Source organism: Micromonospora sp. WMMB235 (genome assembly GCF_001855515.1).
In the GTDB taxonomy this organism is placed as follows: domain Bacteria; phylum Actinomycetota; class Actinomycetes; order Mycobacteriales; family Micromonosporaceae; genus Micromonospora; species Micromonospora aurantiaca.
In genome coordinates this window covers 1,304,041-1,326,655 of the sequence record NZ_MDRX01000001.1, presented here as the reverse complement: position 1 = coordinate 1,326,655, position 22,615 = coordinate 1,304,041, and the positions used below count along the sequence as shown (strand labels likewise).

30 protein-coding genes are annotated in these 22,615 nt (G+C 75.1%); 18 read left to right on the top strand and 12 right to left on the bottom strand.

Annotated elements, in window-relative coordinates; translation table 11 throughout:
- Window positions 1-28 precede the first annotated feature (28 nt).
- The 3 genes from BFV98_RS05830 (at window position 29) to BFV98_RS05820 (ending at window position 2,129) form a co-directional block, all read left to right on the top strand.
- Entirely contained in the window at window positions 29-745 is a 717-nt protein-coding gene (locus BFV98_RS05830) for a GAF and ANTAR domain-containing protein (RefSeq protein WP_221488905.1), read from the top strand.
- Between the two features lie 76 nt (window positions 746-821).
- Window positions 822-1,325 (top strand): DUF2231 domain-containing protein, encoded by a 504-nt coding sequence (locus BFV98_RS05825; protein WP_013286039.1) that lies wholly within the window; start codon window positions 822-824, stop codon window positions 1,323-1,325.
- Between the two features lie 51 nt (window positions 1,326-1,376).
- Window positions 1,377-2,129: a class I SAM-dependent methyltransferase gene (locus tag BFV98_RS05820; RefSeq protein ID WP_071095251.1), complete on the top strand. Its 753-nt coding sequence runs from the start codon at window positions 1,377-1,379 to the stop codon at window positions 2,127-2,129.
- On the opposite strand, the gene BFV98_RS05815 is transcribed toward BFV98_RS05820, so the two are convergent.
- Both BFV98_RS05815 and BFV98_RS05810 read right to left on the bottom strand, forming a co-directional pair.
- The gene (locus BFV98_RS05815) at window positions 2,107-3,087 is read right to left on the bottom strand and encodes a DUF3500 domain-containing protein (RefSeq protein ID WP_049800121.1); all 981 of its coding nucleotides are present in this window, start codon (window positions 3,085-3,087) and stop codon (window positions 2,107-2,109) included. The genes BFV98_RS05820 and BFV98_RS05815 overlap by 23 nt on opposite strands.
- Window positions 3,088-3,110: 23 nt before the next feature.
- On the bottom strand, window positions 3,111-3,503 hold the full coding sequence (locus BFV98_RS05810) for an ankyrin repeat domain-containing protein (protein WP_013476997.1): 393 nt from the start codon (window positions 3,501-3,503) through the stop codon (window positions 3,111-3,113).
- A gap of 70 nt (window positions 3,504-3,573) precedes the next feature.
- Between BFV98_RS05810 and BFV98_RS05805 the strand changes: the two genes are divergently transcribed.
- The 10 genes from BFV98_RS05805 to BFV98_RS05760 all read left to right on the top strand — a co-directional run bounded on the left by BFV98_RS05805 (window position 3,574) and on the right by BFV98_RS05760 (window position 9,528).
- On the top strand, window positions 3,574-3,951 hold the full coding sequence (locus BFV98_RS05805) for a signal peptidase I (RefSeq protein ID WP_071095249.1): 378 nt from the start codon (window positions 3,574-3,576) through the stop codon (window positions 3,949-3,951).
- Window positions 3,952-4,056: 105 nt separating this feature from the next.
- Window positions 4,057-4,509, top strand: coding sequence for a cysteine dioxygenase family protein (locus BFV98_RS05800; RefSeq protein WP_071095247.1), 453 nt, complete (start codon window positions 4,057-4,059; stop codon window positions 4,507-4,509).
- A gap of 38 nt (window positions 4,510-4,547) precedes the next feature.
- Entirely contained in the window at window positions 4,548-5,039 is a 492-nt protein-coding gene (locus BFV98_RS05795) for a rhodanese-like domain-containing protein (protein WP_013476995.1), read from the top strand.
- A 52-nt stretch (window positions 5,040-5,091) separates the two neighbouring features.
- On the top strand, window positions 5,092-5,685 hold the full coding sequence (locus BFV98_RS05790) for a winged helix-turn-helix domain-containing protein (RefSeq protein ID WP_013286046.1): 594 nt from the start codon (window positions 5,092-5,094) through the stop codon (window positions 5,683-5,685).
- 291 nt (window positions 5,686-5,976) lie between these two features.
- Window positions 5,977-6,588: a winged helix-turn-helix domain-containing protein gene (locus BFV98_RS05785; RefSeq protein WP_013286047.1), complete on the top strand. Its 612-nt coding sequence runs from the start codon at window positions 5,977-5,979 to the stop codon at window positions 6,586-6,588.
- Window positions 6,589-6,687: 99 nt separating this feature from the next.
- Complete coding sequence (locus BFV98_RS05780; protein ID WP_013476993.1) at window positions 6,688-7,317, top strand: uridine kinase; 630 nt, start codon at window positions 6,688-6,690, stop codon at window positions 7,315-7,317.
- 182 nt (window positions 7,318-7,499) lie between these two features.
- Window positions 7,500-7,898: a TraR/DksA C4-type zinc finger protein gene (locus BFV98_RS05775; protein ID WP_013286049.1), complete on the top strand. Its 399-nt coding sequence runs from the start codon at window positions 7,500-7,502 to the stop codon at window positions 7,896-7,898.
- Between the two features lie 48 nt (window positions 7,899-7,946).
- Window positions 7,947-8,816, top strand: coding sequence for a DUF72 domain-containing protein (locus tag BFV98_RS05770; protein ID WP_071095245.1), 870 nt, complete (start codon window positions 7,947-7,949; stop codon window positions 8,814-8,816).
- Window positions 8,817-8,911: 95 nt separating this feature from the next.
- Window positions 8,912-9,094 carry a hypothetical protein gene (locus BFV98_RS05765; protein WP_013476990.1) on the top strand — a complete coding sequence of 61 codons (183 nt, stop codon included), beginning with the start codon at window positions 8,912-8,914 and terminating at the stop codon, window positions 9,092-9,094.
- Between the two features lie 5 nt (window positions 9,095-9,099).
- Window positions 9,100-9,528 carry a DUF2267 domain-containing protein gene (locus BFV98_RS05760; RefSeq protein WP_013286052.1) on the top strand — a complete coding sequence of 143 codons (429 nt, stop codon included), beginning with the start codon at window positions 9,100-9,102 and terminating at the stop codon, window positions 9,526-9,528.
- Here the strand turns inward: BFV98_RS05760 and BFV98_RS33035 are convergent.
- Window positions 9,513-9,701 (bottom strand): DUF72 domain-containing protein, encoded by a 189-nt coding sequence (locus tag BFV98_RS33035; RefSeq protein ID WP_369830073.1) that lies wholly within the window; start codon window positions 9,699-9,701, stop codon window positions 9,513-9,515. The two genes, BFV98_RS05760 and BFV98_RS33035, sit on opposite strands and share 16 nt — an antisense overlap.
- Window positions 9,702-9,716: 15 nt before the next feature.
- Complete coding sequence (locus BFV98_RS05755; RefSeq protein WP_013286054.1) at window positions 9,717-10,460, bottom strand: PIG-L deacetylase family protein; 744 nt, start codon at window positions 10,458-10,460, stop codon at window positions 9,717-9,719.
- A gap of 185 nt (window positions 10,461-10,645) precedes the next feature.
- Here BFV98_RS05755 and BFV98_RS05750 point away from each other — a divergent pair, with 185 nt between their 5' ends.
- Window positions 10,646-10,948, top strand: a complete 303-nt coding sequence (locus tag BFV98_RS05750) for a hypothetical protein (protein ID WP_013476987.1) — start codon at window positions 10,646-10,648, stop codon at window positions 10,946-10,948.
- Window positions 10,949-10,951: 3 nt separating this feature from the next.
- Window positions 10,952-12,229: a cupin domain-containing protein gene (locus BFV98_RS05745; protein WP_030274262.1), complete on the top strand. Its 1,278-nt coding sequence runs from the start codon at window positions 10,952-10,954 to the stop codon at window positions 12,227-12,229.
- A 69-nt stretch (window positions 12,230-12,298) separates the two neighbouring features.
- Here BFV98_RS05745 and BFV98_RS05740 read toward each other — a convergent pair whose 3' ends face one another.
- From BFV98_RS05740 to BFV98_RS05720, 5 genes are all read right to left on the bottom strand, one after another.
- Window positions 12,299-12,970 (bottom strand): hypothetical protein, encoded by a 672-nt coding sequence (locus tag BFV98_RS05740; RefSeq protein ID WP_071095243.1) that lies wholly within the window; start codon window positions 12,968-12,970, stop codon window positions 12,299-12,301.
- Window positions 12,967-15,639, bottom strand: coding sequence for an FtsK/SpoIIIE domain-containing protein (locus BFV98_RS05735; protein WP_071095241.1), 2,673 nt, complete (start codon window positions 15,637-15,639; stop codon window positions 12,967-12,969). Before BFV98_RS05735 ends, BFV98_RS05740 begins: the two co-directional genes overlap by 4 nt.
- Window positions 15,632-16,510, bottom strand: coding sequence for a hypothetical protein (locus BFV98_RS05730; RefSeq protein ID WP_071095239.1), 879 nt, complete (start codon window positions 16,508-16,510; stop codon window positions 15,632-15,634). Before BFV98_RS05730 ends, BFV98_RS05735 begins: the two co-directional genes overlap by 8 nt.
- A gap of 8 nt (window positions 16,511-16,518) precedes the next feature.
- On the bottom strand, window positions 16,519-16,779 hold the full coding sequence (locus tag BFV98_RS05725) for a hypothetical protein (protein WP_013286060.1): 261 nt from the start codon (window positions 16,777-16,779) through the stop codon (window positions 16,519-16,521).
- Window positions 16,780-16,955: 176 nt separating this feature from the next.
- Window positions 16,956-17,333: a hypothetical protein gene (locus tag BFV98_RS05720; protein ID WP_013286061.1), complete on the bottom strand. Its 378-nt coding sequence runs from the start codon at window positions 17,331-17,333 to the stop codon at window positions 16,956-16,958.
- Between the two features lie 112 nt (window positions 17,334-17,445).
- On the opposite strand from BFV98_RS05720, the gene BFV98_RS05715 reads away from it, so the two are divergent.
- From BFV98_RS05715 to BFV98_RS05710, 3 genes are all read left to right on the top strand, one after another.
- Window positions 17,446-19,995 carry an ATP-dependent Clp protease ATP-binding subunit gene (locus BFV98_RS05715; protein WP_013286062.1) on the top strand — a complete coding sequence of 850 codons (2,550 nt, stop codon included), beginning with the start codon at window positions 17,446-17,448 and terminating at the stop codon, window positions 19,993-19,995.
- A gap of 62 nt (window positions 19,996-20,057) precedes the next feature.
- On the top strand, window positions 20,058-20,228 hold the full coding sequence (locus tag BFV98_RS32190; RefSeq protein ID WP_176921679.1) for a hypothetical protein: 171 nt from the start codon (window positions 20,058-20,060) through the stop codon (window positions 20,226-20,228).
- Complete coding sequence (locus tag BFV98_RS05710; RefSeq protein WP_013286064.1) at window positions 20,228-20,578, top strand: DUF3140 domain-containing protein; 351 nt, start codon at window positions 20,228-20,230, stop codon at window positions 20,576-20,578. The genes BFV98_RS32190 and BFV98_RS05710 overlap by 1 nt, the downstream gene beginning before the upstream one ends.
- Before the next feature lie 47 nt (window positions 20,579-20,625).
- Here the strand turns inward: BFV98_RS05710 and BFV98_RS05705 are convergent, their stop codons facing one another.
- The 3 genes from BFV98_RS05705 to BFV98_RS05695 are packed head-to-tail and all read right to left on the bottom strand — an operon-like array spanning window position 20,626 to window position 22,534.
- Window positions 20,626-20,862: a hypothetical protein gene (locus BFV98_RS05705; protein WP_013476980.1), complete on the bottom strand. Its 237-nt coding sequence runs from the start codon at window positions 20,860-20,862 to the stop codon at window positions 20,626-20,628.
- A gap of 20 nt (window positions 20,863-20,882) precedes the next feature.
- Window positions 20,883-21,869: a LysR family transcriptional regulator gene (locus tag BFV98_RS05700; RefSeq protein WP_013286066.1), complete on the bottom strand. Its 987-nt coding sequence runs from the start codon at window positions 21,867-21,869 to the stop codon at window positions 20,883-20,885.
- A gap of 47 nt (window positions 21,870-21,916) precedes the next feature.
- A complete protein-coding gene (locus tag BFV98_RS05695; RefSeq protein WP_013286067.1) occupies window positions 21,917-22,534 on the bottom strand; it encodes a hemerythrin domain-containing protein in 618 nt (205 codons plus the stop codon).
- Between the last annotated feature and the right edge of the window lie 81 nt (window positions 22,535-22,615).

Here is a 22,615-nt window from a genome sequence, read left to right as displayed (position 1 = left end):
CCCGGTGAACCTCGACACGCGCCAACCCATGATCGACAACCTCGGTGTGCTGGAGACGGCCGCGCTGCTGCGCGAGCTGACCGCCGGTCTGATCGGCGTGGCCGGGTTCGACGAGGCGCTCGACCGCCTGGTCCGGATCGCCCGCGACGCCGTGCCGGGCGTGGACTGCTGCGGCTTCACCGCGCTGCGCGCCGGCGAGCCCGCCGGGGTGGCCGCCTCCGACCCGGACCGGGCCGAGCTGGACGACCTGCGGCACGGCCCGGACACACCGGCCCTGACGGCGATCCGCCGACGGGAGATGATCATCGCGGGTGGGCTGTCCGACGAGACGCGCTGGCCGGCCTGGAGCGAGCGGGCCCGCGTGCTCGGCGTCCACGGGGTGATCTCCGCGCCGGTCGACGTGGACGAGCAGGTCATCGGCGCGATCAACCTGTACGCCGAGTCGCCCGACGCGCTCACCCCCCGGCACCAGCTCACCGCGATGCTGCTCGCCGAGCACGCCGGGCTGCTGCTGGCCGCCGCGCGCGACCGTGAGCGGGCCGCCAGCCGGGCCGGTGAGATCGACGACTCGCTGCTGGCCGAGGGAGTGGTCGGGCAGGCCGTCGGCGTGATCATGACGCAGCGCGGCTGTCCCGCCCCGGAGGCGCTGCGGGTGCTGCGCAGCGCCGCGTCCTCGCTGGACATCCCGCTGCGCGAGGTGGCCGAGCGGCTCGTGCTGACCGTCTCCCGGCCCCGGGACAACTGAGCGACAGTCGTTTCACCCCGCGGCGCCTCGGGTAGCACTCTGGACTGGTGAGCTGCGCCGACCTGGGGAGGAAGCGATGCAGAGCCGACTGCGGGTGCAGGGGCATCCCATCCAACCGATGCTTGTCACGTTCCCGTTCGGCCTGTTCGTCTGCGCCGCGGTCTTCGACCTGGCCGACGTGGCGGGCGGTCCGGCGTTCCTCGGTGAGGTGGGCTACTGGACCGCGGTCGCCGCGCTCGTCGCCGCCGGGCTCACCACCGTCGCCGGCCTGGTCGACCTGTGGGACGTCCGCGCCGGGCGCACCAGCCGGACCGTCCTGACGTTCAATCTCGTGAACGCCGTGATGGCGGGGCTGTTCCTGCTGTCCTGCCTGATCCGGGCGAACGCCCCGCAGCGCGGCGCGAACGGCGCCCTGCTCGCCGCCGAACTCGTCGCGCTCGCCGTCGGCGCGGTCGGCGTGGCCCTGGGCGCGCGGCTGATGCAGCAGTTCGACCGGGCCACCGAGCCGACCGGCTTCGAGACGTTCGGCGACGTGCCCCCCGGGTCCACAGTCGAGATCGCCCGCCCGCGCCCGTTCTGACCCGGCCGAAATCCGTTGCCGCGGCCGTCGCCGGGCGGCAGGCTCGCGGGCATGGTCCGCACGTTCTCCGAACTCGTAGCCGAGGCCGAGGCCGCGCCGGTGGAGGGCTGGGGCTTCGACTGGCTGCGCGGCCGCGCCACCGAGGAGCGCCCGCCCTGGGGGTACGCACGCCTGGTGGGCGACCGGATGGCCGCCGTGAGGGCGGCGCTGGACGTCGACACCGGCGGGGGAGAGGTGCTGGCCGAGGTGCCCGCGCCGCCGCCGCTGCTGGTCGCCACCGAGGCGTGGCCGCCGAACGTGCCGGTGGCCCGGCGCAACCTGCGTCCGCTCGGCGCGACAGTGGTACGGGTGGCCGACCGGCCGCCGCTGCCGTTCCGGGATGCCGCCTTCGACCTGGTCGTGAGCCGTCATCCGGTGCACACCTGGTGGGACGAGGTGGCCCGGGTGCTGCGCCCCGGCGGCACCTACCTGTCCCAGCAGATCGGCCCCGGCACGGTGCGGGAGCTGAGCGAGGCGATCCTCGGGCCGCTGCCGCCACCGGAGCACCGGCACCCGGAGGTGGCGGTCGCCGACGCGCGGGCCGCCGGGCTCACAGTCGTCGACCTGCGCGAGGCGACGCTGCGTACCGTCTTCCACGACGTCGGCGCGGTGGTCTGGTTCCTGCGCAAGGTGGTCTGGACGGTGCCCGGCTTCACAGCCGGCCGTTACACCGACGAGCTGCGCCGCCTGGACGAGCGGATCCGCGCCGAGGGACCGTTCGTCGCGTACGCCCGCCGTTTCCTCATCGAGGCGCACCGGGGCTGAGCGGACCGGGCCGGTGCGCCTCGGCGTGGTGCGCGGCCAGCACGTCGGCGCCGAAGTCACCGGCGGGGCGGCGCAGCACGGTGTGCGCGTGGTTGCCGTCGTCGGTGGTGTTGTCGTACTCGATCAGCAGGTCGTCGCCCTGCACCCGGTAGTAGTGCCGCCGGCCCGGCTCGACCGGGCCGGCCCAGGCGAAGTGCAGCTCGCCGCCGTCGAGCCGGTCGGCCTCCCGGGCCGCCAGCTCCGGCGGCAGCCGGTCCAGGTAGAGCGCGACCAGCCGGTCGAGCAGCGCCCGGCCGGTGGGCCGCAGCCGCCCTCGGGGTACGCCGGGCGGGTCGAGCCGGCCCGGTGCGGTGGCGCGGGTGGCGCTGATGATGTCGGCCGGCGCCTCCTCGGCGATGATCGCGGCGGACCGGCCGGCCGGGCCGAGCACGTCGAGCAGCTCGCGGGCCAGGTCCTCCTCGGGGCCCAGGGGCCGGGAGACCGGGCGCCCGGAATGCCGGACGGTGGCCGGGTTGGCGCCGAGGAACACCGGCGCGGGGGAGACCCGGTCGTCGGCGACTGTCATGCTCACCGACAGGTGGTGTCCCTCGAACCGCCAGGCCCAGTCGTCGTCGCGGGCCGGGTCGCCGAAGACGGCCACCCAGTAGTCACCGCTGTGCCGGCCGCGCCGCCAGTCCTCGGCCCGGTCCAGCACCTCTTCCAGGGCCATCACGGCCATGGCCTGCGCGTACGCCGCCGGGCTGAGCGCGGTGGCGAGCAGCCGGTGCGCGGCCTTGCGGGCGGTGACGTCCAGGCCGGCGAGCGTGACGCCGGGCCGGGGCCGCGGCCGGTACTCCAGCCACCGGCGGGCCGGCTCGTCGTCGAAGGCGTGCCGGGCGGCGTCGCGGGCCGGCTCGTCCAGTGCCGCCAGGAACGCCGCGGCCGCCGTGCGCATCTGCTCGGGTACGGGATCCTCCACCGTCCCTGTATACCGTCCGCCGCTCACGCGCGGCCGAGCAGCGCCAGCATGTCGGGCAGCTCGAAGAACCGCGCGGTCTCGACCGCCGACGGGCCGCCGTGGTCCGGGTCGGCGCCGGCGTCGAGCAGCGCGCGGACCGCCGCCTCCTGACGCCGGAACACGGCCGCGGCGAGCGCGGTCTGCCCCCTGTCGTTGACCCGGGCCGGATCGGCGCCCCGGGCCAGCAGCGCGGCCACCGTGTCCGGGTGGGCGTGATACGCGGCGAGGATCAGCAGCGTGTCGCCCTTGGCGTTGGTGAGGTTGACCGGCAGCCCGGCGTCCACGTTGGCCGCCAGCTCCTCGGTGGCGCCGGCCCGGGCCAGGTCGAACATCCGGTGGGCGAAGGCGATGGTCTCGTCGTCGAGTTCGTCGGGCATCCGCCCAGGCTATGGCGTCGCGGCCGGGCGCGCCTGGTAGCTTGCGCAGCCGGGCACGGGAGGCGCGCGCATGGACGATCGGGTGTACGTGGGCAACGCGGCGGTGGACGGCGCGACCGACGCGGGCTGGCTGCTGGGCCACTTCAAGCCGGCCGGGGACGTGCGGCACAGCACCGACGTCGAGGTGAAGTGGGGCGTGCACCCGGCGGGGGAGACCCGGTCCCAATGGGCCACCGGTGAGCGGCGTACCGCCCTGCTGGTGCTGATCAGCGGCGCGTTCCGGATCGAGCTGCCGGACCGCACGGTGGTGCTGCGCGCGCCCGGTGACTACGTGGTGTGGGGCCGGGGCGTGGACCACTCCTGGTACGCCGAGCGGGAGTCCACGGTGCTCACCGTCCGCTGGCCGTCCGTGCCGGGTTACAAGGTGGATCCGCCGGTCCTCCGCTGAGCCGCGCCCGGCGTCCCAGCATTCGGTATTACCTACTAAACCGATAGGCTTTACCGTCTAAGCTGTGCGGGTACATCCGCTCCGCACCGTGAGGACGCACCGCCGATGACCAGCACCGCACCGCCCGACCTGCTCGCCGTCGCCGCCCGCTGGGCGAACCCGGACGGCTGGCCGGTGCCGTTGCGGTTCGATGCGCCGCAACGCTGGTACGCCCGGCTGGACGCCGACGACGCGCACGAGGTGTGGGCGCTGAGCTGGCTGCCCGGACAGGCCACCGACCTGCACGACCACGGCGGCTCCGCAGGCGCCTTCCTGGTCGTGGCCGGCGTGCTCACCGAGGAGACGGTGAGCGGCGGACGGCTGCGCCCGCACCGGCTCGCCGCCGGAGCCGGCCGGCACTTCGGCGTCCGGCACGTGCACCAGGTCACCAACCGCGGCGACGAGCCCGCCGTCAGCGTGCACGTGTACCGGCCGGCGCTGACCCGGATGACCCGCTACCACCTCGTCGCCGGCCGGCTCCGGGTCGCCGAGGTGGCCCGAGCCGGCGTGGCCTGGTGAGCCGCACCCGCAACCCCGACGAACGGAAGGACGCCACGATGGCGCAGACCCCCACCCGCACCGAGCGCTGTCCGGTCCCGCCGCCCGGCTCGCGGGGCATCGACGAGATCCTCGCCGCCGCCCGGACCCGCCTTCGCCGCCTCGACCCGGAGCAGGCCCACCTGGCATGCCGGGGCGGCGCGCTGCTGGTGGACATCCGCCCGGCCGCCCAGCGCGCCGCGCAGGGCACCGTACCCGGCTCTCTCGTGGTCGAGCGCAACGTGCTGGAGTGGCGCTTCGACCCACGCTGCGCGGCACGGCTGCCGCAGGCGTCCGGATACGACGTCCCGGTGATCGTGCTCTGCCAGGAGGGCTACACCTCGTCGCTGGCCGCCGCCGCGCTCCAGGACATCGGCCTGCACCGGGCCACCGACGTCGTCGGCGGCTTCGCCGCCTGGCAGATCGCCGGCCTGCCCACCCTCGGTCCCACCCCGCCGACCCGACCCTCGTCCGCCGCGCCCCCGGTCACCGCCGGCGGGGCGCTCCGCTGACCGTCCCGCCGCATCCGGCGGGGCGGGGCGACCGCCCGCACAGGAGGCTCCCATGTCCGTCGTCGCCCTCACCACCCGTCCGGCCCGATCGGGCCGCCCCGACCGGGCCGTGCCGCCCCGGCCGCGTACCGCACCGACGCTCACCATCACGCTCGACCTGGGTACCGGGCCGCTGACGCCGGGCCTCGCGCGCCTGGTCGACCTGCTCGACGAACTCGCCGCCACCGGCGAAGGGCATGCCGCCTTCGGCGAAGGACCGGCCGGACCGGACGGCCGCCCGGTCGCCCGTACCGTGCTCGACCTGCGCCGCGGCGACGCGCCCGCCCCCGCCTCGCCCGCCCCCGGCGGCGTGCGCATCCTCACCGGCACCCGGCGCGTCCGCCGCGGCGGCGCCGAGATCCCGCTGACCCGCATCGAGTACGACCTGCTGCTGTTCCTCGCCGAACATCCCCGCCGCGTGTTCACCCGCCTGCAACTTCTCGCGAACGTCTGGGGCTACGAGCACGCGGTGGCGCGCACCGTCGACGTGCACGTGCGCCGGCTGCGGGCCAAGTTCGGGCCGGAGACGCCGCTGGTGACCACCGTGTACGGCGTGGGCTACCGCCTCGCCGACGACGCCGCGATCGTCGTGGACCGCGACGCCTGACCTCGGCCGACCGGCACGCGGCGCACCCGGTCCCGGGGTGCGCCGCGTTCACGTCTGCGGCTGATCCGCCACTGTGAACCCCTGGGGAGACCCCCCGTACCATCTCGAATCGGTGCTCTGCTGTAATCAACGGGCCTCGCACGCAGAGCGAGCGCACGGCTGCGATGTGTTCGTCAAATGTCACATTCATGCAACGCAGCCGCCCCTTGACCCTCGCAGAGACGCCGGGAAGCATCGATGAAGCGGCGTCCCGGGCCGTGGGGAGATACCCGGACCAGCCCAAGGAGGACCATGTCGGTCAGCCCCGCCTCGTCGCGCGCCGGATGGCATACGTCCCAACCCGCGGTCCCCGGTCGTCCCCCCGGCGGCCAGCGTCGTCCCGCCAACACCGCTGCCGCGCCCATGCTCACCGTCACCCTCAACATCCCCCTGGCCTGCGAGGAGTCGCTCACCCCGGCCGCCCGCCGGCTGCTCGACGCCGCCCGCGAGATGCTCGAACGCGGCGACGCGGTGGTCAGCGCGGGCACCGTCCCGGCCGAGCGCCGTCCCGACACCGTCCCGGGCGGCCGCGCTCCGGCCCGCCCGCTCGCCCCGACCATCCCGACCCTGCACATCCTCGCGTCGTCCCGGTCCGTGCTGCGCGACGGCGAGCCGCTGCCGCTGACCCGCCTGGAGTTCGACCTGCTGCTGCACCTGGTCGCCCACCCGCGCCGGGTGTTCACCCGGCTGCAACTGCTCAACGCGGTCTGGGGGTACGAGCACGCCGGCGTCCGCACCGTCGACGTGCACGTACGCCGGCTGCGCGGCAAGGTCGGTGTGGACGTCCCGCTCGTCACCACCGTCTACGGCGTCGGCTACCGGCTCGCCGACGACGCCCGCGTCACCATCGACCGCACCGGCTGACCACCCGGGACCACCACCCGACGATCGCCGCCGGACGGAGCCCCGACCGCCCGAACCGATCATGTGGTGACCCGCCCGGCCGCGCGGCACGATGGTCCGATGCGCGTGCGCCCGATCAGCCCCGACCGGCTCGTCACCGAACTGGCCGAGCGTCTCGCCCGCACCGGGACGCCCGGCCGGCTGCGGGTCGCCGTGGACGGCCCGCCCGCCGCCGGGCCGGACACGCTCGCCGAAGCGCTGGTCGAACCGCTGCGCGCCGCCGGCCGTCCGGTGCTGCACGTCCGCGCCGACGACTTCCTCCGGCCCGCCTCGGTGCGCCTGGAGCACGGCCGCACCAACCCCGACGCGTACTACGAGGGCTGGCTCGACGAACCGGGACTGCGCCGCGAGGTGCTCGACCCGGCCGGCCCGGACGGCTCCGGCCGGCTGCTGCCGTCGCTGTGGGACGCCGACGCCGACCGGGCCAGCCGCGCCGCGTACGTGGATCTGCCGCCCGGCGGGGTGGTCCTGGTCAGCGGCGCGCTGCTGCTCGGCGGCGCGCTGCCGTTCGACGTCACCGTCCACCTCGTGCTCTCCCCGGCGGCGCTTGCGCGGCGCACCGACCCGGCGCTGCGGTGGACCCTGCCCGCGTTCGCCCGCTACGCCGGCGAGGTCGACCCGGCGTCCTTCGCCGACGTGGTGGTCCGGGCCGACGACCCGCGCCGTCCGGCGCTCGTCGAGGCCGCCTGACCAGCGGCTGCGGACTCACCGGAAACACTCAGGAAACAGCCGGTTTGACCCGCCGAGGGCGGGGGTAATCGCCCGGTTCACAGAGCACGGGTGATCTCGTCGCCCGCGCATCCACAGTCGGACCGGATCCGGGGCGCCGGCCGCCCCGGTCCGGTATGAGGGCGCAGGAAAGGCAGGCAGCGATGCTCGTCCACGACACGACAGCCACGGGCCGCTCCCAGGCGGAGGTCGACCAGATCCGGCAGTCCCTGCGGTCGCGGTACGACGAGCTGACCGCCGAGTACGAGCAGACCGTGGCGCAGAGCCAGGTGCTCCGGCTGGTGGAGGTCGGCGACACCGCCGGCGACGACCAGGCCGACAGCGGCACCAAGACCGCCGAGCGGGACACCGCGCAGTCGCTGCTGCGCACCATCCTGGACCGGCGGGCCCAGTTCGAGCACGCGCTGACCCGCCTGGACGAGGGCACCTACGGCTTCTGCGAGGGCTGCACCGCGCCCATCCCGGTGGAACGGCTGGAGATCTTCCCGTCCGCCACCTCCTGCGTGGCCTGCAAGCAGACCCGGGAGCGGCGGGCGGCCTGAACGCCGTTCCGGTTGCCGGTCGGTCCTCCGACGCGGTGGACTGTCCCCATGGGTGAGATCAAGGTGGGCACCGCCTCGTGGACCGACCGGACCCTGCTCGACTCCGGCTGGTACCCGGCGAGCGCCGACACACCGGAGAAGCGGCTGTCCTACTACGCCCGGCAGTTCCCGCTGGTCGAGGTGGACGCCACCTACTACTCCCCACCGGCCGAGCGCACCGCCCGGCTGTGGGCCGAACGCACCCCGGCCGGGTTCACGTTCAACGTCAAGGCGTTCAGCCTGCTGACCGGCCACCCCACCCGCGTCTCCGCGCTCTACAAGGACCTGCGCCCGGAGACGGACAAGCGCAACGTCTACCCGGACGACCTGCCCGCGCAGGCGTACGAGGAGGTGTGGACCCGGTTCCTGTCCGCCCTCGACCCGCTCGTCGAGGCCGGCAAGCTGGGCGCGCTGCTGTTCCAGTTCCCGCCCTGGTTCACCATCAAGCGGGCCAACAAGGAATACCTGCTGGAGGTGGCGCGGCGGTGCGCGCCGCTGCGCCCGGTCTTCGAGTTCCGGCACGCCTCCTGGTTCGACGGCGACAACGCCGAGGAGACGCTCGGTTTCCTGCGCGAGCACGAGCTGCCGTTCGTCTGCGTGGACATGCCGCAGGGACACAAGTCGTCCATCCCCCCGGTGCTGGCGGCCACCGCGGACCTCGCTGTGGTCCGGTTCCACGGGCACAGCGACAAGTGGACGAGCAAGGACATCCACGAGAAGTTCGGCTACGACTACTCCAAGCGGGAACTGCGCGACTGGGCGCCGAAGCTGCGCGAGCTGGCCGGCCAGGCCGAGCAGACGCACGTGCTGATGAACAACTGCTACCAGGACTACGCGCAGCGCAACGCCACCACGCTCGCCGGCCTGCTGGATTCCTGAGCAGCTCACCCGGTACGGGTGAGGCCCGCTCACCCGCCTCCGCCGCAGCATGGATTGTGGGCGCCGGCTCGGGCGCCGCGACGAGGAGGTGGGTCATGACGGTACGGGTGGTGGCGGACCGACGCCGCGGTGGCGTACTGCACGTGGTCGGCAGCTCCGAGGCGGCACGGCGGGGCGAACGGCCCGGCCGGTTCAGCCCGACCCGGCTGTGGCGGGGCCCCAGCGGCCCGCCGCGCCGCGCCGACGACCGACGCTGGGAGACCGAAGCACGGGGGTGAGCCCGATGGCCGAACAGCTGTTGTCCGCGTTCGAGTCCTCGCTAGACAAGACGAACGTGATCCTCAAGGAGATCGAGTCCGCGTACGGCTGGCCGAAGGAACAGCGCAACCAGTCCTATGCCGCGCTGCGTACCGTCCTGCACCTGCTGCGGGACCGGCTGCCGGTGCAGGAGAGCACCGAGTTCGCCCAGCAGTTGCCGGTGCTGGTGCGCGGGATCTACTTCGACGGCTGGCAGCCGGAGAACGTGCCGATCAAGCTGAACCGCGACGACTTCCTGTACGAGGTGCGCCAGGGCTTCCCGTACGACGCCGAGGGCGGCGCGCAGCGGGTGGTGCAGGTCGTGCTGGACACGCTGCGGCGGCACGTCACCCAGGGCGAGTGGGAGGACGTGAAGGCCACCATGCCGGGTGACCTGCGTCAGATGATTCCCTGATCCGGCACCGGACCGGCCCGTCCCGCCCCCTCGGCGGGGCGGGCCACCGGCTCGGCCGGGTCGCGCAGCCGCTTGACGTGCGTGAGGTGGCGGCTCATCTTCACCGCCACGCAGAAGTCGCCGGGCGTACGCTCCCGCCAGTCCCGGTAGTGCCAGCCCGACGTGCCGACCAGGAACGTCGCCGCGCCCTAGTGAAGGTTGATCTGGAAGACCTCGAACGTGGCGCCGAACCGCGTGCCGAGCCGGCTGCCGGCCGGCCGGGCCATGCCCTCCAGGAACTCCTCGGCGTCGAAGCCGCCGTCGCCGAGCCCGCTCAGGTACGCCCCGTGCGCCCGCAGCGACGCCACGCCTCGGTCGAACGTGCCGGTCACGTCCACCCCGTGCCGTGCCGCCGGCGACCCGGCCGCCCACACCTCACGCACCCGCGACCACGGCTGCGTGCCGTCGGTGAGCTGCTCCGGGAAGATCCACCGGTTGCCGGCGTCGCGGACCGCGTCCAGCGTGGCCCGGCCGCAGGCGATGTGGTCGGCCTGGTTCAGCGCGTACGCACCGTCCCACGTCTCCCGGAAGTTGTTGGTCAGCACCACGTCCGGCCGGTGCCGGCGCACCACGGCGGCGATGGCCCGGCGCAGCGGCACGCCGTACTCCAGCAGCCCGTCGGGCAGGCCGAGGAACTCGACCTCCGACACCCCGACCACGGCGGCGGAGGCCCGCTGCTCCTCCTCGCGCACCACCCGGGCGCGTTCCGGCGTCATCCCGTCGATGCCCGCCTCGCCGCTGGTGAGCAGGCAGTACACGACCTCCTTGCCCTGCCCGGTCCAGCGCGCCACCGCGGCGGCGGCGCCGAACTCCAGGTCGTCGGGGTGGGCCACCACTGCGAGCGCCCGCTGCCAGTCCTCGGTCAGCGGGGTGAGCGGCTCCGGCTGCGTCACGTGCGTCTCCTCGCGTCGTCCTCCAGCCATCCTGGCATCCACCCGTCCCGGCCGCTTGCCCCGCGAACCGTCCGTACGGCGGCGTAAGGGCGTCTACGGTGTGGTTAGAGAAGATCGGGCGTGGGGTACCACCCGCTGCACACGGACCCCGGCACCACGCGGGGCGGCACACCGAGGGAGCACCCATGGCATTGAACGACGACGACATCCAGAGCAGCGGCGGCAGCGGCCTGGAGGGCCCGGCCGACGGCGGTGCCACCCCGGGTCAGCACGACGGTGGCGCGGACGGCGGCGCGGAGGGCCCTGCTGACGGCGGCGCGACTCCGGGTCAGCACGACGGTGGCGCGGACGGCGGCGCGGAGGGCCCTGCTGACGGCGGCGCGACTCCGGGTCAGCACGACGGTGGCGCGGACGGCAGCGCCGAGGGTCCGGCCGACGGCGGCGCGACCCCCGGCCAGCGCGACGGCGGCGCCGACGGCAGCGCCTGACACATGAGCACCACGCACGTCGACCCGCCGGGTGGCCACGGCCGCCCGGCGGTTCCGTTCTCCGCGACCGAGGCGCTGGCCCGGTGCGTGGCGGTGGAGCCGGCCAAGTTCGCCGCCGACCACTGGGGGCGCAGCCCGCTGCTGTCCCGCGCCGCCGAACTGCCCAACCCCGACGGCTTCACCGACCTGCTCAGCCCCGCCGACGCCGACGAGCTGCTCAGCCGCCGCGGTCTGCGTACCCCGTTCCTGCGGGTGGCCAAGGACGGCCAGCTCGTGCCGGCGGCGCGGTTCACCGGCGGCGGCGGCGCGGGCGCCGAGATCGGCGACCAGGTCCTCGACGAGAAGGTGCTGGCGCTGTACGCCGACGGCGCGACGCTGGTGCTGCAGGGCCTGCACCGCACCTGGCCGGCGATCGTCGACTTCGCCCGCGACCTGGGCACCGCGCTGGCCCAGCCGTTGCAGGTGAACGCCTACCTGACGCCGGCCGGCAGTCAGGGCTTCGCCACCCACTACGACACCCACGACGTGTTCGTGCTCCAGGTGGACGGGCGCAAGCACTGGCGGATCCACCCGCCGGTGCTGGCCGACCCGCTGGAGCGCCAGCCCTGGGGCGGCCGGGCCGACGAGGTGTCCGCGACCGCCGAGGGCCGCCCCGAACTGGACGTGGTGCTCGAACCGGGCGACGCGCTCTACCTGCCGCGCGGCTGGCTGCACAGCGCCCAGGCGCAGGAGTCCAGCTCGCTGCACCTGACAGTGGGCATCCGGGCGCTGACCCGGTACGCGGTGGTCGAGGAGCTGCTCGCCCTCGCCGCCGAGGACGCGCGGCTGCGCGCGAGCCTGCCGTTCGGTCTCGACCTGGCCGACCCGGACGCGATCGAGCCGGAGCTGACCGAGACCGTCGAGGCGCTGCGCGACTGGCTGCTGCGGGCCGACCCGGCGGCGGTGGCCGGCCGGCTGCGTGCCCGGGTCTGGCCGGCCGCCCGCCCGGCGCCGATCCGGCCGCTGGCCCAGGCGCAGGCGCTGGCCCGGCTGACAGCGGACAGCGAGGTCGCGGTGCGTGGCGGGCTGCGCTGGCAGCTCACCCCGGCCGCCGACGGACGGGTCACGCTGCGCGTGCCGGACCGGACGCTCACGCTCCCCGGCACCTGCGAGGCGGCGCTGCGCGCGCTGCTCACCGGCGAGGTCACAAGGGTCGGCGACCTCCCCGGCCTCGACGACGACGCCGACCGCCTGACACTGACCCGCCGCCTGCTCAAGGAGGCCGTCCTGACCCCCGCCTGACGGGCGCGATCATGAGGTCGACCGGCGGCGCGACGGCGTGTCGCGCCGCCGACCCATGATCGCCGGCGGTCAGCGGGTGTATGTCACAGTGAGCAGGAGCAGCGTCGTCACCAGGCCGGATACGGCCACCAGGATCATCGGGCGAGGGGTCAGCACCGCGTGGCGGCGGTCGGCCAGCAGCCGGGCGGGCGCCAGCCCGATCACCGGGCCGAGTAGCGTCACCACCAGCGCCAGCACCGGAAGACCCACCGCCAGGTCGCCGCTGGAACCGGCGGCCAGCGCCCGCGCAGCCACCCCCAGGGCGTACGCCACCAGCGCCCCGCCGATCCCGCACGCGACCAGCAGCGGGTTCACCGAGCCGGGCAGCTCGCCCGGCGCCCCGGTGCGGTCCAGCAGCTCCCGGACCGCCCGCAGCAGCGGCACCGGGTCACCGGCGGCGCCGCGTACCGGGCCGGGCGGGTCACCGAGCCGCCGGGCGCCCACACCGAGCCGGGCCCGCAACTGCGTCCACAGGTGAGTGACCTCGCCGTCGACGCGCTCCACCATCCGGGACGCCTCGGCCACCTCCGCCTCGGCCTGCCGCACCTGCTCGGCGGCCTCGGCGACCGCCCGGTCCGCGGCGGCCACCTGCTGGGCGTACCAGGTGTGCGCCTCGGCCCGCTGGGCGGACACCCGGGAGGTCAGCTCGGCGAGCCGGCGGATCTGCGCGTTGTACGTCTCACTGGCAACCGGTTCGTTCATCGGGACGGACCATAAGGGATGATCACCTGTCCGGTGCGGTGCACCGCGCGGTCGAAGTAGAGACCGCGCCACGGCCGGGGATACCAGTCCGGCCCGCCGCTGCCCGGATAGAGCGAGGAGCCCAGCTCACCGCCCTGCACGTCCAGCGCCACCCAGGCGCCGATCTGGTCGGTGCGCGCGCCCGCGCCGCCCAGGTCGACGCGCATCCGGGCCACGCCGCGCCACCACGCCAGCACGTGCGTACGCCGCTCCGGCCCGTCGTGCAGGATCCGGCGCAACTGCTCCAGCCCGGTGCGCGTCCCGGCCTTGCCGGCGAGCGCCGCTGCTGCCGCGTCCACCGCGTACAGCAGCAGGAAGTGCGGGGTACGCGCCGCACCCGGCGCGCCGAGTCCGTCGCCCACCTCGGCCATCAGCTCCGGCACCGTCTCCTCGTCGTACCAGGAAGCGTCGCCTTCCAGATCCTCGTACAGGGCGCGGGCGGCCGGGTCGGCGTCCGGGTCCAGGCAGGCGATGGAGAACCGGGCGGTGCCGGGCCGGTACTGCCGGGCCAGCGACCGGGCGGCGGCGTCGAGCACCGCGCACGCCTCGTCCACCCGGGTGCCGAGCACCGCCAGGTTGCGGCCGGGAGCGCGGGGCAGCCGCAGCGCCGCCGAGCGGGACTGCACGTCGATGATCTCGCCGAGCAGCGCCACCGGGCTGCGGGGCACGCCCTGCTCCGGCGCGGTCAGCGCGCGGAAGTCCGGCGCGTCGGCCAGCTTCGGGATCGCGTCGCCGTCGAACAGCCGGGCCGGCGCGGCGTCCTGCGGGCGCATCCGCCACAGCCGGTGCTGAAGCTCGCTCCACGTCTCCCAGTCGCTCGCCGACGGGATCCGGGCCACCTCGTTCCCCTCGGCCAGGCCCGACTCGGCGTTGATCACCGCGTGGTGGCGGGGCAGCGACTGCGCCGCGTCGTTGCGCTCGGCCAGGATGCGCAGCGCCTTCGGCAGCGCGATCCGCAGCGTGAACTGGGCGACCAGCGCGGGCCGCCCCCACAGCGCCTCGATGCCGCGCACGTCCTGCGAGGCCAGCACCAGGTGGATGCCCTGCGACCGGCCCCGCCGGGCCAGGTCCTCCAGCAGGTCGGCGGCCTCCCGGGCGACCACGTCCCGGCCGGCGAGCAGCGCCTGGAACTCGTCGACCACCGCGACGATGCGCGGCCAGTGCCCGTCCGGGTCCACCGCGCGCAGCTCGGCCAGCTTGGTGACCTCGTGCTTCTTCGCGGCGTCGGCGCGCCGGCGCAGCTCCTCGGCGAGGAAGCGCAGCAGCGCCAGGCCGAACTCCCGGTCGGTGTTGACGTTGATGCCGACCAGCCGCATGTGCGGCAGCCAGCTCGGGTCGCGCCGGCCCTGCGCGAACCGGGCGAAGGACACGCCCTCCTTGAAGTCGAGCAGATAGAACTCCAGCTCGGCGGGGGAGTAGCGGGCGGCGAGCGCGCCGATCCAGGCGAAGATCAGGTTCGTCTTGCCGGTGCCCGACGGGCCGCCGATCAACGCGTGCGGCGGGTAGTCGCCGAGCGTGAGCAGCACCTGCCGCCCGTGCGGGCCCTCGCCGATCGGGGCGCTGAGCCCGTGCGCCGAGTCCTCCCGCCAGTACTCGTCCGGCGGCGGGAGCAGGTCGGTGAACGGCGTCGGCGGCGGGCCGGCGGCCACCCGGGAGGCGACGGTGCGGCAGGTCTCGGTGACCAGGGCGGGCGGCGGCGGCGCGTCGAGCACCACCGGCAGTCCGGCCACCCGGGCGTCGTCCGGCTCCACGGTGATCCGGGTGACGGTCGGGTCGTCGGGCAGCTCGATGCCGCGGACCACCAGGTGCACGCCGCAGGCCGCACCGGTACGCACCACCCGGTCGAGCTGGCCGCGCTCGTGCCGGGACAGCTCGTCGCCGCCGAGCAGCACCGCCACCCGCCACGGCTCCGGCCGGCGTCCGGTGGCGGCGGCCAGTTCGCGCAGCGAGCCGTACTCACCGGCGAGCACCGTGGCGTTGATCCGGCGGATCTGCTCCACCAGGTCGTCCAGCAGGCGGCCCAGCCCGCCCGGCCCGACGAACGTGAGCAGCCCGGCCGTGCCCAGCGGCGCGAATCCGGCCAGACCGCCGCCCAGGTGCTCCGGGTCGTATCCGTACAGCCGCACCGCGCCCGGGTCGGCCCGCCCGACCGAGCGCAGCAGCAGCGCGGGGACCACGGCGGCGAGCCCGTCCCGGTCGCCGCCGGCCAGGTGCGCGTGCCCGGCGTCCAGGAGCGGGACCAGCGCCGGCACCGGTTCGGCGCCGTCGAGGCGTACCGTGCCGACCCGCAACGCGCCGGGCGGCTCGGACCGGCCGGCGGGGGTGGCCTGCCAGCGGTCCCAGGGCGCGGACGCCGCGCCCGGTGCCTCCCGCTGTGCCGCGGCGGCGGCCCGCCGGGCCAGCTCGGCGAGGCGGGCCGTGTGCCGGGCGTCGATCTCGGCCAGGCGCCGGTCGCGGGCGGCGCCCACCCGGGCGGGCACGGCCGCGGCGGCCCGGCGGGTACGCGCCAGCCGCTCCCGGCTCGCGGCCAGCTCGGCCTCGGCGGCGGTGAGCCGGGTACGGGTGGCGCCCAGGGCCTCGGAGAGCATCCCCCGGACCCGCGTCACCAGTTGAGCGCGGACGTCAGCCACGGGACGGCTCCCGATCGTCGGTGTCCTTGGGCAGGTCCCGGCCGAGCCGGTCGAGCAGCACCCCGGTGAGCACACCCGCGGTGACCGCCGGGTCGGCCGCGTGCGGCTGCTCCGCGTCGTCGTCGCGGCGCGGCGGGGGCATCCGGCACACCCGGGTCAGCAGCGTGTCCAGCACCGGCCGCGGCAGCCCGGGCAGCAGGTCGCGGACCCGGGAGTCCAGCGCGCCGCGCAGCCGGGGCAGGTCGTCCGCGCGGGGCGGATGGCCGAGCAGCTCACCGGCCAGCTCGCGCAGCAGCGGCGGGGTGATCGCGGCCAGCCCCAGCCCCACGTCGGCGTGCGCCCGGCGCAGCTCGCGGTGCAGCCGGTCCCGGTCACCGGAGCGGATCCCGGCGACCACCCGGTGCAGCAGCTCGTGGGAGTCCTCGACGCGTTCGTCCGGCTCGTCCGGCGCGCCCTCCCGGCCGCCGGTCAGCTCCGCCACCCGCACCGCCCACCAGCGCCGTACCGCCGGCTGCTCACCCGGCTCGGCGGCCGGGCCGGCCGCGGGCGGCTCCTCGCCGCGCGGCGTGTCGTGCTTCGGCGGCCGCTCGCCCGGCGGCGCCGGCCGCGCCCCGTCCGGCGCCAGCCCGATCGCGGCCAGGTACGCGGTGAGCTGCTCCTGCGCCACGCGCAGCGCGTAGCCGGCGGTCTCGGCGTGCTCGGTGGCCGAGGACAGCTCCGGTACCCCCATCGGGTCGGACGACTCCTGGCGCACCCAGCGCAGCCGCTCCTGCGCCTGGCCGAGCTTCTCCAGCGCGGCGGCGAGCTGCGCCAGCGGCAGTTCCTCGGCGGCGGCGCGCACCTGCGCGCCGATGTCCTCGACTATGGACACGGCCGGCCTCAGAGCGTCGCGACGTAGAGCTGTGCCTGTTCCACCGCGACCAGTGTCGCGGCCAGACACTCCTCCAGTTCCTGGCCCGCCTGTGTCAGCGAGGCCTGGGCCGCCTCGACCGTCTCGTGACCGCTGCCCTCCAGCGCGCCGGCCAGCGTCTGCTGCGCCTCGGCCAGCTTCTCGCCGGCTGCCTGCACCGCTGTCTGGCCGTCACCGATCTGCTGGAGAGCGACATCGATGGCGGCCTTCAGCTCGGCGACGCTCGCCACGGGGACCTCCTGGGGGCGGAAGAGATCTCCATTACAACCCATCGGAACGGGTGGACGAACATCCACCCTCGCGTGGTTGCGGCCCTCGTGTCCGGTTCCCGCGTTGACGTGCGCGAAGACCCCGGCCGGCGGTCCCGCCGGCGGACGCCGTGGTCCCGCTCGCGGGACCGGCCGGGCTAAGGGCGCAGCCAGCGCGGGCCGCGTACCTCCGCGCCCAGCGCGGTCACCCGCTCGCGCAGCTCCCGGTCGGCGGTGACCACCACCCGCCGCCGATCCGGTGCCGCGGCGACCAGCTCGACCATCGTGTCGTCGCCGGAGCCGGGCGCGGAGACCACCTCCACGCCGGGCGCGGGTGCCACGTGCCGGGCCGCGCCCTCCACCACCAGCACCACCTGCACCGGTGGCGGCAGCTCCGGCGGCACGCCCGCCTCGCCGACGGGCGCCAGCGCGTCGCGCAGCCGGACCGCCGCGCCGGCCCGGTCGCGCCACCAGCCGTCCGGGCGCGAGCCCACCACGTTCGCGCCGTCCACGATCAGCAGCGGTCTGCTCTCCATGCCCCCCAGCCTGCCATCCGGTCGCGTTTGTCGCGCCGACCGCCGGGTAGCCACCGCCGACCGTGCCGCGCGTGCCGGGTGCCGGTCGTGCCGACTGACTGCGGAGGACGAGATGATGGGACCGGGTGACTTCGGCAACGACCCCTGGGACGAGTTCCTGGCCCGATACTTCGGCCGGGGCGAGGGGGGACGCCGGCCGGCGCACCGGGTCGACATCACGCGCCTGATGACCGCCGACGCCCGGGAGATGCTCGCCGACGCGGCCCGCCGCGCCGCCCAGAAGCACAGCAACGACCTGGACACCGACCACCTGCTCTGGGCGGCGTTGCAGCGCGAGCCGTTGCGTGACCTGGTCCGTCGGGCCGGCGCCGACCCGGACGCGCTGCTGGGCGCGCTGGGCGGGCGCGGTGAGGGCGCACCGCGCGGCGAGGTGCCGCCGAACCTGTCGCTGACCCCGGCCGCGAAGCGGGCGCTGCTGGACGCGCACCAGCTGTCCCGCGCCATGGGCGCCAACTACATCGGTCCCGAGCACATCCTGATGGCGTTGCCGCTGAACCCCGAGTCGCCGGCCGGCCGGATGCTCGCCGCCGGCCGGATCCAGCCCGAGTCGTTGCAGGCGGCCAGCGCCGAGCGCGGCGCGGCGAACGCCCCGCGCCCGGACCGGGGCACCCCGACGCTCGACCAGTACGGCCAGGACCTCACCGAACTGGCCCGGATGGACCAGATCGACCCGGTGATCGGCCGGGCCGACGAGATCGAGCAGGCGGTGGAGATCCTGTCCCGGCGGACCAAGAACAACCCGGTGCTGATCGGTGAGGCCGGTGTCGGCAAGACCGCGATCGTGGAGGGCCTGGCCGAGCGGATCTGCGACGGGGACGTGCCGCAGACGCTGATCGGCAAACGGGTGATCCAGCTCGACCTGTCCGGCCTGGTCGCCGGCACCCGCTACCGGGGCGACTTCGAGGAGCGCCTGAAGAAGGTGATCGACGAGATCCGCGCCCACCGCGAGGAGCTGATCATCTTCCTGGACGAGATCCACACGCTGGTCGGCGCGGGCGGCGCCGGCAGCGAGGGCGGAATGGACGCGTCGAACATGCTCAAGCCCGCCCTGGCGCGCGGCGAGCTGCGGGTGATCGGCGCGACCACGCTCGACGAGTACCGGCGCAGCATCGAGAAGGACGCCGCACTGGCCCGCCGGTTCCAGCCGGTGCTGGTGCCCGAGCCGACGGTCGACGACACCATCGCGATCCTGCGCGGCCTGCGCGACCGGTACGAGGCGCACCACCAGGTCCGGTTCACCGACGAGGCGCTGATCGCCGCCGGTGAGCTGTCCGACCGGTACGTCACCGACCGGTTCCTGCCGGACAAGGCGATCGACCTGATCGACCAGGCCGGCGCGCGGGTGCGGCTGCGCACCCGTACCCCCGCCGAGGACGTGCGCGAGCTGGAGCAGCAGCTCGACGAGACGCGCCGGGACAAGGAGCAGGCGGTCTCCGACGAGCAGTACGAGCGGGCCTCCGCGCTGCGCGACCGGCTCGCCGAACTGGAGGACCAGGTCCGCCGCGCCCGCGGCGACGAGGGCCCCAGCCACGTGCCCGAGGTGGGGCCGACGGAGATCGCCGAGGTGGTCTCCCGGGCCACCGGCATCCCGGTCACCCAGCTCACCGAGGAGGAACGCGACCGGCTGCTGCGCCTGGAGGGGCACCTGCACGAGAAGATCATCGGCCAGGACGACGCGGTCAGCGCCGTCGCCGAGGCGGTACGCCGCTCCCGCACCGGGCTGGCCGACCCGGACCGGCCGATGGGCAGCTTCCTGTTCCTCGGCCCGACCGGCGTCGGCAAGACCGAGCTGGCCCGCGCGCTCGCCGAGGCGCTGTTCGGCGAGGCGGACCGGATGGTCCGGGTGGACATGAGCGAGTTCCAGGAACGGCACACGGTCAGCCGGCTGGTCGGCGCCCCGCCCGGGTACGTCGGCTACGAGGAGGCCGGTCAGCTCACCGAGGCGGTCCGCCGCCGCCCGTACGCGGTGGTGCTGCTCGACGAGATCGAGAAGGCGCACCCGGACGTGTTCAACATCCTGCTCCAGGTGCTCGACGACGGCCGGCTCACCGACAGCCAGGGCCGCACCGTGAACTTCAAGAACACCGTCCTGATCATGACCAGCAACCTCGGCTCGGAGCTGATCACCGGCACCCAGCGCACCGTCGGCTTCGCCACCGGCGGGCCCGGCGAGCAGGAGAGCGACGAGCTGCGGGAGCGGCTGATGCGCCGGCTCCAGGAGAACTTCCGCCCGGAGTTCCTCAACCGCATCGACGAGGTGATCATCTTCCAGCGGCTGGAGGCCGAGCAGCTCCGCCAGATCACCGGGCTGCTGCTGGAGGAGACCCGCCGCCGCATGCACGCCCAGGACATCCAGGTCGACTTCAGTACGGCGGGCGTCGACTGGCTCGCCGAGCACGGCTACCAGCCGGAGTTCGGCGCCCGCCCGCTGCGCCGGGTGATCCAGCGCGAGGTCGACAACCGGCTGTCCCGGATGCTGCTGGAGAACGAGGTCTCACCGGGGCAGAAGGTCACCGTCGACACCCGCGACGACCAGCTCGTCTTCGACGTCGCCGCCGGTGAGCGGGGCTACACGCCGGCCACCACGTCCCATCCCCGATGACCGGCCGGGGCCCGTCCCGGCCGGGCCGGGACGGGCCGTCACCGAAGGACCGGAGGGCGGACATGACCGAACCGGAGGAAGTCCCCGACGACGACACCGGAGCCGGTGAAGCGATCGAGGCGGCCCCGACGGCGAACCCGTCCCGGGTCCGGGTGCCGCCGGAGGGTCTGAAGCAGCACACACCGAACGAGGGCGAGCCGGCACCCGGGCCGCCGCCGGGAGAGGAGGCGTGATGGTACGCGAGGCGCGACTCGACCCCGAGGTCGAGGTGATCTGGGACGACTTCCACGCCGAGGTGAACGTGTCCTCCGAGACGCTGCGGCAGTGGCTGCTGACCCGCGGCTCGGGAGAGGAGGCGTTCGGTCCGGGCCCGGACCTGGACCTGCCCGAGCCGGGCCGGCAGATCCTCGCCGTGCTGCGCAAGCGCAAGGTGGACCTCACGCCGGAGGACATCGAGGTGATGCGGGAGGCGATCAGCCGGATCCGGGAGCTGACCGCGCAGCGGCCACGCCGGGGCAACGCCGACGACGAGTGGCGCCACGCCCTGCTCGACCTCGGTCACGACGTACTCGTCGAACGCTGAGCCGGTGCGGCGGCGCCCGGGCGGACCACCCGCCCGGGCGCCGCGCGCTACTCCGACTCCAGGCTGGGCAGCCGCAGCCCGGCCGCGTCCGCCGCGGCCTGCCGGTCGGCCCGGGCGCGTTCCTCGCGGCTGAGCAGGTTGGCGTACTCGGTCACGTCGGCCGGCCCCGGCACCTCCGGCAACCGGCGCAGGAACGCCTCCACCTCGGCGGAGGCGGTGGTGTGCGCGGTGGCCGCCTGGCGCAGCAGCTCCCGCTGGTCGGCGGCCGGATACAGATCAGTCATGTCGCCGGTGATACCCGGGTTCAGGCGATTCGCACCCCGCCCGAGCCGTTGGGCTGCACGCCGAACTCCGGGTGCGCCAGCAGCCAGCCCAGGTATTCCGGATGGTTCGCCAGCGCGTCCGTGTACGCGGCGACGGCCGCCGCCAGCACCGGCTCGGCCACCGCCGCGGCCGGCACGTCCGGATGCCAGCCCAGCAGCAGCCGCCAGCGCAGCGGCGTGCCGGCGAGCCTGCGGGTGACCAGCCCGGCCACCGGACGGAACGTGGCCTGGCACAACGCCACCGCCTCGCCCGCGTCCACCAGGTCCAGCGCGGCCCGCACGTCCGCCTCGTACACCTTCTTCGGGGTGAAGCCGGAGCGGGCGCAGGCGGCGGCGAAGCAGTCGCCGAAGCAGCCGTCGCCCGGCGCGGCCACCCACCGCTCGCGCCGCAGATCGACCAGGTCGACGTCGGCGCGGCCGGCCAGCGGGTGGGTCTGCGGCAGCAGCACGCAGATCGGCTCGACCGCCACCTCCCGCCAGCTCAGCCCGAACCCGGCCGACGGCGTCGAGTCGCCGCACACCCCGGTCAGCGCGAAGTCGAGCCGGCCACCGGCCACCATCTGCGCGAGCTCGTCCACCGACCACGAGCCGTACGTGGTGATCTGCGCGTCCGGACGCTCGGCGGCCAGCCGGTGCACCAGCCGGCCCAGGATCGGGCTGTTCACGCCGCCGAAGCGGTACCGGCGCAGCGGATCGCCCGCACCGGCCATCCGGGCCGCCTCGTCCCGCAGGCCCTTCATCGCCGGCAGCAGCACCCGCGCCCGGTCCAGCACCAGCTCACCCAGCGCGGTCGGGCGGGCGCCGCGGCGGTCCCGTTCGAACAACGGCCCGCCCAGCGCCCGTTCGATCCGCTGAAGCTGGGCGGTCAGCGCCGGCTGGGCCAGGCCGAGCGCCGAAGCGGCCTTGGTGACGCTCCCCGTCTCCGCGATCGCGCAGACCACACGCAGGTGTCGCAGCTCCAGATCCATACCGTGACGGTAGGACCACGAACCGATACACGGAAGGGGCGATCGGCTCACCCCTCGCGGCGATGTTCCAGGTCGCTCAGCCGCGTACGCCGTCCGGTGACCGCGTCGCGCACCTTGTCCAGCACTCCGACCGCCGGTTCGACGATCTTGTTCCAGGGCGGCGTGGCGGGCGTGCCGGGGTGCGGACGGGTCGGCGCCGCCTCCTCCGCGATCTCCCACCGGTTGCCCAGCCGGATCAGCTCGGCGTCGCTGGCCACCTCCCGCAGTGGCGTGACCAGCGCCGCGACGCGGCTGACGTGCCGGCGTACCCGCTCGGCCACGTCGGCGACCGCCGGGTCGTCCGCGCCGGACAGCTCCTTGAGCGCGGTCAGCAGCCCGGCGTCCGCCTCGATCTCCCGCTCGACCAGCTCCGCGGCGTCCGGCACGGCGGCGCGGGCCGCCGGGAACAGGTACTGCTCCTCGGCGGACAGGTGCCGGGACACCGCAGCGGTCAGGACGTCGAGCACCTCGCGCCGGCCGGCGGCGTCCAGCGCCGGGTCGGTGACCCGGTCGGCCAGCCCCAGCAGCACCCGGTGCTCGGTGTCCACGAGTTCGGCGACGCTCCGCCCACCCGGCCGGTACGCGTCGTCGGCGGCGGGCGGCAGCGGCGGCAGGGGGACGGTCATGGTGCCCTCCTCGTGACGGCCGGAGTCGATGTCCGGGCGGTCCGGCGGTACCCGGCCGGACGATCCGCGAAACCGCCGCCC